The organism is Achromobacter sp. Bel (genome assembly GCF_012928505.1).
In the GTDB taxonomy this organism is placed as follows: domain Bacteria; phylum Pseudomonadota; class Gammaproteobacteria; order Burkholderiales; family Burkholderiaceae_B; genus Achromobacter.
The window spans coordinates 1-14,108 of the sequence record NZ_JABBJN010000092.1 but is presented as its reverse complement, the minus strand read 5'-3'; the positions used below and the strand labels follow the sequence as shown (position 1 = coordinate 14,108).

The window sequence follows — 14,108 nt, the reverse complement described above, 5'->3', positions numbered from 1 at the left end:
GCGTGCGCCAGGGCGCGCTGGCCGAAGCGCTGGGCGTCGAAGGCCCGTCGTTGGTGCGCGTGCTGGACCAGTTGGTCGCCGCCGGCCTGATGGAGCGCCGCGAAGACACCCATGACCGCCGCGCCAAGACGCTGCACCTGACGGACGCTGGCCATGCGCTGCGCGCGCAGGTCGAAGACGTGTTGGTGGAACTGCGCCGCCGCCTGTTCCATGGCGTCAGTGAAGCCGACCTGCAAGCCTGCCTGCGCGTCTTCGACGCCTTGAAGGTGTCGCTGGGCCGCGGCACCGCCGGGGGCCAACCGCAGGACGACCAACCGTGAAATTGCCGAACGTCCGCGAAACCATCTTTTCGCTCAAGAGCTACCTAAGCGCCATCATGGCGCTTTATCTGGCCTACAGCATTGGTTTGCCGCGTCCGTTCTGGGCGATGACCACCGCCTATGTCGTAGCGCAACCCTGGTCGGGCGCCGTGCGCTCGAAAGCGCTGTACCGCCTGGTCGGCACCTTCATCGGGTCCGCCGCCACCGTGTACATGGTGCCGCGCTTGTCCAATTCACCCGTCGTCATGACCGCCGCGATGGTGATGTGGGTGGGCGCCTGCCTGTATATGTCAGTACTGGACCGCACGCCGCGCTCGTACCTCTTCATGCTGGCCGGCTACACCGCCGCGATGATCGGTTTTCCCAGCGTGACGGACCCGTCGCTGGTGTTCGACACGGCCTTGGCGCGCGTCGAAGAGATCAGCCTGGGCATCGTTTGCGCCACGCTGATCCACAGCATCGTGCTGCCCCGAGGCCTGGCGCCTGCTTTGACGCTGCAATTGGACAAGGCCGTGCGCGACGCCCGCAACTGGATGCACGACACGCTCAGCGGCCAGAACGCCGAACAGCGCGACCGCGACCGTCGCGTGCTGGCCAACGACATCACGCAACTGCGCCTCTTGTCCACGCACGTGCCGTTCGACACCAGCAACCTGCGCTGGACCTCCGGCGCCGTGCGCGCCATGCAGGATCAGATCTCGGCGCTGACGCCGGCCGTGTCGGCCGTGGAGGACCGCCTGCGTGCCCTGCAGGCCAACGACCAGCCCCTGCCTGAACCCGTTTCCGCGCTGCTGCACGACATTTCCGAGTGGATCAACGCCGGCGCCCAGGCGTCGCACGACACGGCGGTGCAACTGCGCGCGGCCGTCACGGCGCTGACGCCCGCCATCGACAGCCACTCCACCTGGCGCGACGCCTTGCTGGCCAGCCTGATGACACGGCTGCGCGAACTGATCGACACCTATGACGAATGCCTGGCCCTGCGCCGCGAGATCCGCGCGGGCCTGCAAGGCGCGCCGCTGCGCGCCCCGATGCGCGCCGCCCGCCCGGCCCGCGATCCCAACGCCGCGCTGCACCGCGACCACGGCATGGCGCTGCTGTCGGCGCTGGCCGCAGGCGTGGCCATTTCGGTGTGTTGCGCGTTCTGGATCGGCACGGCCTGGAGCAACGGCGCCACCGCCGCGCTGATGGCCGCGATCTTCAGCTGCTTCTTTGCCTCGCAAGACAACCCTGTCCCGGGCATCATGCAGTTCCTGACCTACACGGTGTATTCCATCCCGTTGTCGGCGCTGTACCTGCTGGGCATCATGCCCGCCATCCACTCGTTTGAAATGCTGGCCCTGTCGATGCTGCCCACCGCCTTCGTGCTGGGCGTCTTCATCGCGCGCCCCGCCAGCACCGGCAAGGCGATGGCCATGCTGTTCGGCTTCCTGGGCACGATGGCGCTGCAAGACACCAACACCGCGGACGTCGTGTCCTTCATCGACACGCAGGTGGCGCAGTGCATGGGCGTGGCCACCGCCGCGATCATCGCAGCCATCTTCCGTACGGTCAGCGCCGACTGGAGCGCCCGCCGCATCCAGGCCGCCAACTGGAAGGAACTGGCGACACTGGCCAGTTCGCCGCGCGCGCCCTCGCGCCATACCTATGCCGCGCGCATGCTGGACCGCATCGGCCTCTTGCAGCCACGCCTGGCGCTGGCCAAGCGCCCGGACGATCTGGTCGCCGCAGATGCGTTGAAAGACCTGCGCGTGGGCCGTGACATCACGGAACTGCAACGCGCCCGCCGCCATCTGCCAATGGCCGAGCCCACGATCCAGCCCGTGCTGAACAGCCTTGCGCAGTTTTTCCGCGCCCGCTCGTCGTGGCGCATCGGAGAGAAGACGCCGGAGTTCCTGGCGCAGATCGACCGCGCGCTATCCAGCGTGGCCGCCACGCCGCAAGGCCTGGCCGCCCGGGACCGCGCCGTGGTGGCCCTGGTGGGCATCCGCCGCGCCTTCTTCCCCGACGCGCCCGACTACCAACCCGCCCATCCCACGCTGGAGGGCCACGCATCATGATCGGCGAATTCAATCTCTACGGCATCTATTTCCCCTGGCTGCTGGTGCTGGGCATGGTCACCCTGGGCGTTGCCTGGGCCGTGCGCCGCGTGCTGGCCCGGGCCGGCCTGTATCGCCTGGTGTGGCACCCCGCGCTGTTCGACCTGGCGCTGTTCGTGGTGCTGCTGTATGGCGTCTCCCTGATATCCCCTTATTTTCTCCAGAGATAGGTATGAAACTCCCCAATGCCCTTCGCCCTGCTGCTATCGGCAAGTTCGCGGTGACGGCCGTCGTTGTCGCCGCCGCCGCTTACGCCGGCTGGCAGCTCTGGGTGCACTATGAAGTCGAACCCTGGACGCGGGACGGCCGCGTCAAGGCCTATGTGGTCCAGGTGGCGCCCGACGTCTCCGGCCTGGTGACGAGCGTGCCCGTGCACGACAACCAGGACGTAAAGGCCGGCGACTTGCTGTTTGAAATCGACCGCGCGCGGTTCCAGCTGGCGTTCGACCAGGCCCAGGCCTCGGTGCGTTCGCAGCAAGTCGCGCACGACCAGGCCCTGCGCGACGCCAAGCGCAACCGGTCGCTGGGCCAATTGGTGGCGGCCGAAGCTGTTGAACAGAGCCAGACCAAGGTGCAGCAGACCGAAGCCGCGCTGGCCCAGGCCGAAGTGCAGTTGAACACCGCCCGCCTGAACCTGGAGCGCAGCCGCGTGCTGGCCGCCAGCGACGGGCGGGTCACCAACCTGGACCTGCGCGCCGGGTCCTACGCCTCGGCCGGCCGCGGCGTGATGGCGCTGGTGGACGCCGGCTCCTTCTACGTAGAAGGCTATTTCGAAGAGACCAAGCTGCCCGGCATCCATGAAGGCGACCCCGTCACGGTGACGTTGATGGGCGACGCGCGCCGCATCCGCGGCCACGTGGAGAGCATCGCCATGGGCATCGCCGACCGCGACCGCAGCACCGGCGCCAACCTGTTGCCCAACGTGAACCCCACGTTCAACTGGGTGCGCCTGGCGCAACGCATCCCGGTGCGCGTGAAGATCGACGACGTGCCCGACGGCGTGCGCCTGGTCGCCGGCCAGACCGCCACCGTGTCGGTCGACCCCAAGCCCGCGCAAGCGGCGTCGGCCGACACGCGCCAGCCGTCCTGAATCCCCATTTCCGCAACCCTGTCTTTCAACCTTCTATCGACGCCAAGCCGTACCTGCCATGAACACCAAACACTTCCTGCCGCTGATGCTGGCCCTTGCGCTGGCCGGATGCACCACCGTAGGCCCTGACTATCAGGTGCCCGCCGGATCGGTCGTCCAGCGACAGGCCGCCCAGGGCGCTTTCGTTGAAGCGCAGGCCGGCGTGTTCCAGCAGGAAGCGGTGTCCGGCCACTGGTGGCGCCTGTACAACGACCCGGTGCTGGACGGCCTGGTCGAAAAAGCCCTGTCGGCAAATACGGACCTGCGGGTGGCCAGCGCCAACCTTGAACGCGCGCAGGCCGCCGTGCAGGAATCCCAGGCGCAGCAACAACCCACGATCGGCGTGAACGCGTCGCCCACTTTCGGCCACGTGTCCGGCTTGCAGGAATTGCAGCCGGGCGTGAACCCGCCCAGCCGCTGGTCGTACTCCACGGGCGCCAGCGTGTCGTATCAGCTGGACCTGTTCGGCCAGATCCGCCGTGCCATCGAAGCCGCCAGCGGCGACGCGCAGGCCGCGCAGGCCGCTTACGACGCCACCCGCGTCACGGTCGCGGCCGAGACCGCGCGCGCCTACGCCAACATGTGCGCGGCAGGCATGCAGCTGGCGTCGGCCCAGCACTCGGTGCAGGTGCAGAAGGAATCGTTGGATGCCGTCAGCCGGCTGCAGCGCGCCGGACGCGGCACCACGCTGGACGTCACCCGCGCGCGCAGCCAGCTGGAACAATTGCAGGCCAACCTGCCGCCCTTCCAGTCGCAGCAGCGCACCGCGCTGTACCGCCTGGCGGCGCTGACGGGCCAGACGCCGAATGAAATCCCGTCGTCGCTGCTGCAATGCGCCGCCGCGCCCCGCCTGACCGACACCATTCCCGTGGGCGATGGCGCCGCGCTGCTGCGCCGCCGTCCCGACATCCGCCAGGCCGAACGCACGCTGGCCGCCAGCACCGCGCGCATCGGCGTGGCCACCGCCGACCTGTATCCGAAGATCACGCTGGGCCTGTCGGGCGCCTCGGGCGGCCCCGCCTCCATGTTCGGCGACCGCGGCACGTTCGGCTGGAGCGTGGGGCCGCTGATCTCGTGGACCCTTCCCAACACAGGCGCCGTGCAGGCCCGCATCGCCGAAGCCGAGGCCAACACCAAGGCCGCCGTCGCGCGCTTTGACGCCACCGTGCTGAACGCGTTGCGCGAAACGGAAAGCGCGCTGGTCGTCTACGCCCGCCAACTGGACCGCGACGCCTCGTTGCGCGCCGCCCGCGACCAAAGCGCCGAAGCCGCGTCGCAGGCGCGCCAGCTGTTCCAGTACGGCAAGACCGACTACCTGACGGTGCTGGACGCCGAGCGCACGCTGGCTACCAACGAAAGCGCGCTGGCCGCCTCGCAGGCCGAACTCAGCAGCGACCAGATCGCCGTCTTCCTGGCGTTGGGCGGCGGCTGGGAAAAGTAGCCATTCAGGCGGCGCCGCCCGCCTGCCGTTTCCTCTTTCCGGAGCCGCCCCGCCATCGCGACGCGGCTCCGCGTCTCATGCGCCCTGCGCGCCCTCACCCGCCCGACTTGCCTTCGCGCGCAGCGCCTGCCTGCGGGGCATGCCGCGTCCGCGCTTTCCCTAACCGCGCCCAAATCAATTTCCATAATATGGATAACAGATTGCGCCACGGGAATGGCCGCTCCTAGAATCGCCTCATAAGCAGTCATTACAAAAACAGGGGGGGGATCTTGGCCGCGCAACCTGCCGCAGCCAAAGCCTTCTCGCACAGAGACAAATCCATAATATGGAATATCAATCCAGCACGGCGGATGTGCGCGTGCTCGACAGCATCACCAAATTGGGCAGCCCCGATGCGGGCCGTGTCGTGATCGCCGGTTCACACGGGGGCCGCTACGCCGCCTATTGCGCCGCGCGCGGCCAGGTGCGGGCCGTGGTGCTGAACGACGCCGGCGTGGGCTGGCAGCAAGCGGGCATCGCCGGCCTGCAAGACCTGCAACACTGGGGCGTGCCCGCGGCGGCGGCGGACTACCGCAGCTGCCGTATCGGAGACGGTGCGGACATGGCGCGCCATGGCGTCATCAGCCATGCCAATCCACTGGCGCTGGCGCTAGGCTGCCGGCCGGGGATGACCGTCGCCGAGGCCGCGGCGCGGCTTGCCCAGTCCTCGGCCATCGCCGCACCTCCCGCGCCGCAGGAAGAGTCCCGCCGGGTGCTCCGCCGCGCGGCCGACGGGTCGCCCCTGGTGATCGGGGCCGATTCCGTATCGCTGCTGGACGGACGCGACGACGGCCTGATCGCGGTCACGGCCTCGCACGGCGAACGCCTGGCCGGCCTGCAGCATGACGGCGTGAAAGCCGCGCCCCGCCTGGTCACGTTCAACGACGCCGGCATCGGCAAGGACAGCGCAGGCATCGGACGCCTGCTGCTGTTGCAGCAGCGCGGCATCGCGGCGCTGACCGTGTCGGCCTACAGCGCGCGCATCGGCGATGCCAGCTCCTGCTATGCCGAGGGCATGATTTCCTGCGCGAATGCCCGCGCCCGGGAACTCGGCTGCCGCGTCGGCACCCCTTTGAGAACCTTCATCGATGCCCTGTTGAATGGGCATAGCGTCAACTAGGAGCACTATCCGCATGTCGGAAAAACTGGAAATCACCGGTGGCGAAGCCATCGCGCGCATGTTCGCGGCGCATGACGTCGGCTTGATGTTCGGCATGGGCGGCTTTCAGCTGCTGCCGTTCTACGACGCCGTGCGGCGCTTGAAGCTCAATCACAACCTGATCAACGACGAACGCTGCGCCGTGTTCGCGGCGGACGCCTACACCAAAGTCAGCGGACGTCCCGGCGTGTGCGACGCCACGTTGGGGCCGGGCGCCACCAACCTGGTCACCGGACTGGCCGAAGCCTTTAACGCGGGCACGGCGCTGGTGGCGCTGGTGGGCGATTCCCACCGCATGCACTCCTGGAAGAACATGACCCAGGAGGCGCGCCAGCTGGAGGTGCTGCGCCCCGTGGTCAAGGACGTGTTGCGCGTGGAGAAGATCGAGCGCATCCCCGAACTGGTGCGCCGCGCCTTCGCGGTCGCCACCAGCGGCCGTCCCGGCCCGGTGGTGCTGGACGTTCCCGAAGACATCGCGCACGAGGTCCATGCCTTTGAGGCCGACGCGTTTTACGCCAGCGCCAACTACTGCCGCGCGCCTGCCTTGCGCTGCCGGCCCGCGGCCGACGACGTTGCCCAGGCCGCCAGCATGCTGGCGGGCGCCGCCCGCCCCCTGATGCTGTGTGGTGGCGGCGTGCACATTAGCGACGCGGCCTCGACCGTCGAAGCGTTTGCGCGGCGCTTCGGCATCCCGGTCGCACACACCATGAGCGGCAAAGGCGCCATCGCCTGCAGCGACCCGCTGAACGCCGGCCTGTTTGGCCGCTACAGCCGCATTGCCAACGATCTGATCGCCAAGGCCGACTGCCTGTTCGTCGTCGGCTGCAAGCTGGGCGAAGTCGCCACCCGCCGCTATGACCTGCTGGCGGCAGGCGCGCCTGTCATCCACCTGGATATCGTGGCCGAAGAATTCGACCGCACCACCACGCCCGCGCTGCGCCTGTGGGGCGACGTGCGGGCGACCCTGGAAGAACTGGGCGAACGCATGGCGGCCCAGCCGTCGCCGGCCGAGCGCCAGGGATATGTGGACGAGGTGGGCCAGGCCATGCACGCTTGGCGTGAGTCCGTGCAGGGCAAGCTGACGTCGGCCGACAGCCCGATCGGCATGGCTCGCCTGATGCACGAAATCAATGCGACGTTGCCCGAGGACGGCATCCTGGTCGCTGACGGCGGCTTTGCCGCGCACTGGGGCGGCTTGCTGTTCGACACCAAACGCGCGGGCCGGGGTTTCGTGCCCGACCGCGGCTTCGCCTCCATCGGCTATGGGATTCCGGGCGCGATCGGGGCGGCAGCCGCCGCACCGGGACGGCAGGTCGTCAGCCTGACCGGCGACGGCGGCTGCAACATGTCGCTGGGCGAACTGGAAACGGCGGTGCGCATGGGCCTGGCGTTCACCCTCGTCGTGGTCAACAACGCGGCGTCCGGGTACATCAAAGCGCTGCAACACCTGATGTACGGCAGCGGCAGCTACCAGTCATCCGACCTGGTCGAGACCAACTACGCCAATGTGGCGCGCGCGCTGGGCTGCAACGGCATCCGCGTCGAAGACCCCGCCGACATCCGTGCCGCCCTCGCCAGCGCCTACGCCTGCAAGGACCGCCCCACGATCCTGGACGTCGTCGTGACGCGCGATCCGGCGCACATGCTGCCGGGCGTGGACAGCCGGGCCGCGAAAATCAAACCGGGTGATCGCATCGCCTGAACCCGGCCCACACAACAAGAACGGCACTACGCACAACAATACCGAAGCGAGGAGACAATCAATCATGAAGAGAAGAACCTGGATAACGCTGGCGGCCGCCACGCTGGCCGTGTCGCTGTCGGGCGCCGCGGTCGCGCAAAGCAGCTATCCCGACCGCCCCATCCGCCTGATCGTGCCCTTCCCGCCTGGGGGCACGTCCGACGTGGTCGGGCGCATCTTCGCCGAAGCGCTGGGCAAGCAGATCGGCCAGACGGTGGTGGTGGAAAACCGCGGCGGGGCCGGCGGCACGGTGGGCAGCCGCGCGGTGGCATCCGCCGCGCCTGACGGCTATACGTTGCTGCTGGGTACCTCCAGCACCAACGGCACGAACCCGGCCGTCTACAAGAACCTGCCGTATGACGCCGTGAAGGACTTCACGCCCGTCACGCAAATCATCCGGGTGCCGGGCGTGATCGTCGTCAACAAGAACTTTCCGGCCAAGGATTACGCGTCGTTCTTCAAGCTCATAAAGGGCGCACCCGGCAAGTATTCGTATGCGTCCTCGGGCAATGGCGGCGCCACCCACATGGCGATGGAATACTACAAGTCGCTATCGGGGCTGGACATGATGCACGTGCCGTACCGCGGCACCGGCCCGGCGCTCAACGACGTGATCGCCGGGCAGGTGCCGATCCTGTGGGACACGGCGGCTTCTTCCATGGCGCACATCCAGTCCGGCAACTTGCGGGCGATTGTCGTCGCGGCCAAGACGCGCCTGCCCCAGCTGCCGGACGTGCCCACGTTCGCGGAGGTGGGCTTGCCCGACTATGACGCCGAAATGTGGAACGGCCTGCTGGCGCCCGCCGGCCTGCCCAAGGACATCCTTGCCAAGCTGAACGACGCGTCGCGCAAGGCGCTGGCCGATCCGGACGTGCAGGCCAAATACGCCGGCGTCGGCGCCTATGTCGTCGCCGACAAGCCTGACGCGTTCGCCGCGATGATCCGGGACGACGTCGCCAAGTGGAAGAAGGTAGCCGGCTTCGCGCACATTTCGGCGGAATGACATGGGCCAGCGCGTGAAGGACAAAGTGGCGCTGGTGTTCGGCGCCGGCTCGTCGGGCCCCGGTTGGGGCAATGGCAAGGCGGCCGCTGCCCTGTATGCGCGGGAAGGCGCCTGGGTATTCGCGGTGGACGTGCGGCCCGAGGCCGCCGAGGAAACCCGCCGCGTCATCGAGCGCGAGGGCGGCCGGTGCATCGCGCTGACGGCCGACGTGACGGATTCCGCGCAGATCGAGGCGGCCGTCGCGGCGGTGCTGGCCACCGCCGGACGCATCGACGTGCTGCACAACAACGTCGGCATCACGGAAATGGGAGACCCCATCGAGGCCAGCGAAGCAAGCTGGCATCGCGTCCTGGACACCAATCTGACCGGCGTGTTCCTGACCTGCAAACACGTGCTGCCGGCGATGCTGGCCCAAGGCGGCGGCAGCATCGTCAACATCTCCTCGTTGGCGTCGATCCAGGTCAACACCTATCCCTACACGTCCTACTATGCGGCCAAGGCGGGGCTGAACCATCTGACCCGCTCGCTGGCGGTACGCTATGCGCCCGACAACATCCGCGTCAATGCCGTGCTTCCCGGCGTGATCGATACGCCGCTGATCTACACGCAGATTGCCGGGCAATTTGAAGACGTGGAGGAAATGCGCCGCCGGCGCAACGCCGCCAGCCCGATGGGACGGATGGGCGACGCGTGGGACGTGGCGCACGCCGCGCTGTTTCTGGCCAGCGAGGAAGCCAAGTACATCACGGGCGTCTGCCTGCCTGTCGATGGCGGCAAGGCTTGCGCCGGGCGGTAGCGGCCGCCGCGGCGCCTGCGGGTGTCAGACCCGCGGCGCCAGGTCCGCCGACAGTTCGGCCGCCGCGCGCTGCAAGGCGGCCACCACGTCCTGCAAGCGGGCGCCGGACAGGCGCGACCGGATCGCCGCCACACTCAGCGCCGCCACCACGCGCTGTTCGCGGTCGAGTACCGGCACCCCCACCCCCAGCATGTCGGGGATGATGCGGCCGGGATTAAGCGCGTAGCCGTTCTTGCGCGCCGCCGCGATGTCCTCGCGCAGCATCTCGGTGGACGGCAGGTCGGGCGCGGCCGTCGCATCGTAGCGCGCCAGTACCCGCTCGATATCGTCGTTCGGCAAAAAGGCCAGCAGCGCCAGGCTGCCCGCGCCGACGCCCAACGGACGGCGGTGGCCGACCTCCAGGGTCAGGATCTTGATGGGGAAGTCGCCCGTCTTGCGGTCCACGCAAACCGCCTCATGCCCGGACCGCACCGACAGGAAGCTGGTGTCGCCCGTGGACTGCGCCAACCGCAGCACCGCCGATTCGGCGATGGCTTTGATGCCGTGCCTGCCTTCGGCGGCAAGCCCCAGGATGTAGGACTCGCGCCCCAGGCTATAGGTCTTCAGTTTGGGGTTCAGCGACAGGAAGCCCTCTTGCAGCAACGCCGACAGCATGCGGTGCGCGGTGGGCGGCGTCAGGCCGATGTCGCGTACCACGTCGGTCAGCCCCACGCCGCGCGCGGGCGCCGCGCCCACGTATTTCAGGATGCGCAATACGCGGAAGATGCTTTGCGCGCCGCCCACCGCGTCGGCGGCGCGTGGCAACGGGGCCTGGCCCGCCATCAATGCACCGTGGCGCCGTCCGGCGGCGTCTGGTTCAGGCCCAGGGCCGCCTCCCAGCTGCGCAACGGCACGCAGGTCTGCAAACGCACGATGGCGCGCTGGATCAGCGCGGGATGCAATTCGTGGCCAACATGGCTGGCGATGTCGATGGTGGAATCACCATGCAGTTCTTCCAGCCGGGCCTGCGCGGCCTGGATGTGGGCCGCGCTCATGACCGGGTCGTCGGCGCCGTGCAGCAAATGGAGGGTGGTGTATTGGGGCGCGGTCTTGGGCAGTTGCGCGTAGCGGCCGGAGAACGCGATCACGCGCCCCGCCATGCCGTCGTGGGCCTGCACCAGTTCCAGCGCCATGATGGCGCCTTGCGAAAACCCGGCCAGCGCCGTGTCGGATTGCAGCAGGCTGAAGCGGGCCTGCGCCTGGCGCACGTAGGCTTCCAGGGGCGGCATGGCCCGGGCCACGCGCTCGGGGCGGTTGTCTTCAGTCACGCCACGCACCGAAAACCACTGCCGGCCCGTCGCGCCGCCGTCAAAGGGCTCGAACCCTTCGGGCACCAGGACCGCCGCGCTCGGAAATGCCGCGCGGACCGCTTCGGCCATCGGCCGCAGGTTTTCGGGCGAACCGCCCACGCCGTGCAGCAGGATGAACAACTGGCGCACATCGACGCCGGGTTCGGGAAGGAATTCTAGAGAACTGGAAGACGCCATGAGACTGCTCCGTGCTGGCATAAGACCTTGGGGCTACGCCCTGATGACAGCATTGTAAAATGCGCGGCTTAAAGCGGACGCCCCTTAGGTTTCAAGCCGGACTGCGGCCGCAACGGCCCTCTTTCACCCCTGTAATGCAAACACCGACAACCGACTCGGGCGCCACGCCTGCGAGCCAGAATCAGCTGCACCGCGTGCTCAAGGCACGCCACCTCACGATGATAGCGCTGGGCGGGGCCATCGGCACCGGCCTGTTCGTCGCCTCCGGCGCCGCCATCGCCCAAGCCGGCCCGGGCGGCGCCCTGCTGGTCTACCTGGTGATCGGCCTGATGGTGTATTTCATCATGACCAGCCTGGGCGAACTGGCCACCTTCATGCCGGTGTCGGGCTCGTTCTGCACCTATGCGTCGCGCTATGTGGACCCCGGTTTCGGTTTTGCGCTGGGCTGGAACTTCTGGATCAGTTGGGCCACGGTGGTTGCCGTGGACGTGGTGGCCGCCCAACTGGTCATGGCGTACTGGCTGCCTGACACGCCAGGCTGGATATGGAGCGTCACCTTCCTGGCGCTGACCTTCGGCCTGAACGCATTTTCGGCGCGCAGCTTCGGCGAAGCCGAATACTGGTTCGCCATCATCAAGGTCGCGGCCGTCCTGTGCTTCATCGCGGTGGGGCTGGGCATGCTGGTAGGCATCATCCATAGCGGCGACCCGGTGGGCCTGGTCAACTGGAAGGTCGGCGACGCGCCGTTCGTGGGCAATGCGGCCACCTGGGTCGGCGTGGCGATGGTGGTGGCCTATTCCTTCCAGGGGACCGAACTGGTGGGCGTAGCCGCGGGCGAATCCGAAAATCCGCGCCGCAACGTGCCGCGCGCCATCAACAACGTGTTCTGGCGCATCCTGCTGTTCTATGTGCTGGCCATCCTGATCATCGGCCTGCTGGTTCCCTACACCGACCCGCAACTGCTGCGCAACGAAGTCGAGGACATCGCTGTCAGCCCGTTCACGCTGGTGTTCCAGCATGCAGGGCTGCTGTCGGCCGCCACGGTGATGAACGCCGTCATCCTGACGTCCGTGCTGTCGGCCGGAAATTCGGGCATGTACGCCGCCACGCGGATGCTGTTCAATATGGCGGCCGAAGGCCAGGCGCCGGCCGTCTTCAAGCGGCTGACCGCCAACGGCGTGCCGCTGTACGCGCTGCTGGCGACCACGGCGCTTGCCTGCCTGTGCCTGTTCAGCGTCGTGTACAGCCCGAAGGCGGTCTACATCTGGCTGCTGAATTTTGCGGGCATGACGGAATTCATCGTGTGGCTCAGCATCGCGGCCAGCCACTACCGGTTCCGCCAGGGCTACGTGAAGCACGGCTACGACACGGCCGACCTGCCCTACAAGGCCGGCCTGTTCCCGTTCGGCCCGCTGCTGGCCTTCGTGCTGTGCCTGATCGTGACACTGGGCCAGAACTACCAGGCCTTCCTGGAAGAACGCATTGACTGGATCGGCGTGGTGTCGACCTATCTGGCCATCCCGCTGTTCATGGCGCTGTGGATCGGCCATCGCGTGGTGAAGCGGTCCCGCTGGGTCAAGTATCCGGACATGCGCTTCTATGGGCTGGAGCGAGGCGCCGCGCCCCCGTCAACGGCGACGGCCCCCGAAGGCGCCACCCGAGGCTGAGGCTTGCGGCCTTGCCGCCTTGCGAGAGGGTGGGACTGGAAGACGGTACAATACTGTATATTCATACAGTGAAAACCTTTCCCTTTGCCGACCTGGGCCTTAGCCGCCATGCAGTCCCCTGAACGTATCCACCCCGCGTTGTGGCGCGCCACCCAGATGGCCAAAGGCGCCGCCCGCAACCTGCCCACCGGGCACGCCGCGCTTTCCGCGCAGTTGCCGGACGGCGGCTGGCCGTTGGGTTCGTTGATCGAACTGCTGACCCCGCATCCCGGCATCGGTGAAATCCGCCTGTTGCGCCCGGCGCTGGCCCAACTGGAAACACGCCGGCGCATCGCCCTGGTGCAGCCGCCGCACGCCCCCCACATCGCCAGCTGGATGAGCTGGCGGCTGGATCCCCGGCAGTTGCTGTGGGTCGCGCCGCAAAAACCCGTCGACACCCTGTGGGCCACCGAACAGATCCTGAAGAACGGCAGCTGCGGCGCCCTGATCTGCTGGCTACCCCACGTGCGTCCCGAATCCCTGCGCCGCCTGCATCTGGCGGCCCAGGCCAGCGATTTGCTGTTCATCGCCGTGCGCCCGGCCAGCGCAGCGCAGCACGCCACGCCCGCGCCGTTGCGGCTGGCGCTTGCGCCCGCCCCGGGCGGCTTGTCCGTCCATATCCTGAAACGCCGGGGCCCAGTCTGCGACACGCCGCTGTACGTCGCCCTGGAACCCGGCGTCCTTACGCCTTCTTCCCCCCGCCATGCGCCTTTGGATCGCCGTCTTCCTGCGCTGCCTACCGCTGGACGCACTACGCCCGCACTGGCCGCTTGAGGGGCAGGCGTTCGCCGTCCTGGACCAGGAACGCGTCGCCGCCCTCACCCCCGCCGCCCGCCAGGCCGGCGTCAAGCCGGGCATGCGCCGCGCCGGCGCGGCGGCCATCGCCCCCGACGTCGAACTGTTGCCACGCCAGCCCCAGACCGAAGCCGACGCCCTGCTGGGCGCGGCGCTGGCCCTGCTGCAATACACGCCCGAAGTCGCCCTGGCCGGCGACGACACCGTGCTGCTGAACGTGGGTGCCAGCCTGATGTTCTTTCGCGGGCCGCGCGCGCTTGGCCAACGGGTCCGCGCCACCTTGCGCGCCCTGGACCTGCGTGTGGCGCTGGGCATGGCCCCCACCGCCACGGGCGCCTGGCTGCTGGCGCACCG

The 14,108-nt window shown here is 68.2% G+C and carries 13 protein-coding genes and 1 pseudogene; 12 read left to right on the top strand and 2 right to left on the bottom strand.

All coding sequences use genetic code 11. From position 1 onward, the window contains the following. The 9 genes from HG262_RS29755 to HG262_RS29715 all read left to right on the top strand — a co-directional run. A partial coding sequence (locus HG262_RS29755) for a MarR family transcriptional regulator (RefSeq protein WP_169274424.1) occupies window positions 1–320 on the top strand: 320 nt, incomplete at its 5' end. Further along, complete coding sequence (locus tag HG262_RS29750; RefSeq protein ID WP_169274423.1) at window positions 317–2,380, top strand: FUSC family protein; 2,064 nt, start codon at window positions 317–319, stop codon at window positions 2,378–2,380. The genes HG262_RS29755 and HG262_RS29750, both read left to right, overlap by 4 nt. Next, window positions 2,377–2,589: a DUF1656 domain-containing protein gene (locus HG262_RS29745; protein WP_105556825.1), complete on the top strand. Its 213-nt coding sequence runs from the start codon at window positions 2,377–2,379 to the stop codon at window positions 2,587–2,589. The genes HG262_RS29750 and HG262_RS29745 overlap by 4 nt, the downstream gene beginning before the upstream one ends. A gap of 2 nt (window positions 2,590–2,591) precedes the next feature. Further along, window positions 2,592–3,509, top strand: a complete 918-nt coding sequence (locus HG262_RS29740; protein WP_169274422.1) for an HlyD family secretion protein — start codon at window positions 2,592–2,594, stop codon at window positions 3,507–3,509. Window positions 3,510–3,567: 58 nt separating this feature from the next. Then, window positions 3,568–4,989 carry an efflux transporter outer membrane subunit gene (locus tag HG262_RS29735; RefSeq protein WP_169274421.1) on the top strand — a complete coding sequence of 474 codons (1,422 nt, stop codon included), beginning with the start codon at window positions 3,568–3,570 and terminating at the stop codon, window positions 4,987–4,989. Between the two features lie 325 nt (window positions 4,990–5,314). Continuing rightward, entirely contained in the window at window positions 5,315–6,148 is an 834-nt protein-coding gene (locus HG262_RS29730; protein WP_169274420.1) for a hypothetical protein, read from the top strand. Window positions 6,149–6,161: 13 nt separating this feature from the next. Further along, complete coding sequence (locus HG262_RS29725; RefSeq protein WP_169274419.1) at window positions 6,162–7,889, top strand: thiamine pyrophosphate-binding protein; 1,728 nt, start codon at window positions 6,162–6,164, stop codon at window positions 7,887–7,889. Window positions 7,890–7,953: 64 nt separating this feature from the next. Continuing rightward, the gene (locus HG262_RS29720; protein ID WP_169274418.1) at window positions 7,954–8,931 is read left to right on the top strand and encodes a tripartite tricarboxylate transporter substrate binding protein; all 978 of its coding nucleotides are present in this window, start codon (window positions 7,954–7,956) and stop codon (window positions 8,929–8,931) included. A gap of 1 nt (window position 8,932) precedes the next feature. Next, on the top strand, window positions 8,933–9,727 hold the full coding sequence (locus tag HG262_RS29715; RefSeq protein ID WP_169274417.1) for an SDR family NAD(P)-dependent oxidoreductase: 795 nt from the start codon (window positions 8,933–8,935) through the stop codon (window positions 9,725–9,727). A 24-nt stretch (window positions 9,728–9,751) separates the two neighbouring features. Here HG262_RS29715 and HG262_RS29710 read toward each other — a convergent pair whose 3' ends face one another. Together HG262_RS29710 and ypfH are read right to left on the bottom strand one after the other, a co-directional pair. Continuing rightward, entirely contained in the window at window positions 9,752–10,549 is a 798-nt protein-coding gene (locus HG262_RS29710; RefSeq protein ID WP_169274416.1) for an IclR family transcriptional regulator, read from the bottom strand. Beyond that, a complete protein-coding gene (gene ypfH / locus HG262_RS29705) occupies window positions 10,549–11,253 on the bottom strand; it encodes an esterase (protein WP_169274415.1) in 705 nt (234 codons plus the stop codon). The genes HG262_RS29710 and ypfH overlap by 1 nt, the downstream gene beginning before the upstream one ends. Window positions 11,254–11,387: 134 nt before the next feature. On the opposite strand from ypfH, the gene HG262_RS29700 reads away from it, so the two are divergent. From HG262_RS29700 to HG262_RS29690, 3 genes and pseudogenes are all read left to right on the top strand, one after another. Further along, on the top strand, window positions 11,388–12,920 hold the full coding sequence (locus HG262_RS29700) for an amino acid permease (RefSeq protein ID WP_169274414.1): 1,533 nt from the start codon (window positions 11,388–11,390) through the stop codon (window positions 12,918–12,920). A 108-nt stretch (window positions 12,921–13,028) separates the two neighbouring features. Continuing rightward, the gene (gene imuA / locus HG262_RS29695; protein ID WP_169274413.1) at window positions 13,029–13,733 is read left to right on the top strand and encodes a translesion DNA synthesis-associated protein ImuA; all 705 of its coding nucleotides are present in this window, start codon (window positions 13,029–13,031) and stop codon (window positions 13,731–13,733) included. Then, window positions 13,663–14,108: pseudogene (locus tag HG262_RS29690) on the top strand (DNA polymerase Y family protein); the annotation flags it as partial. The gene imuA and the pseudogene HG262_RS29690, both read left to right, overlap by 71 nt.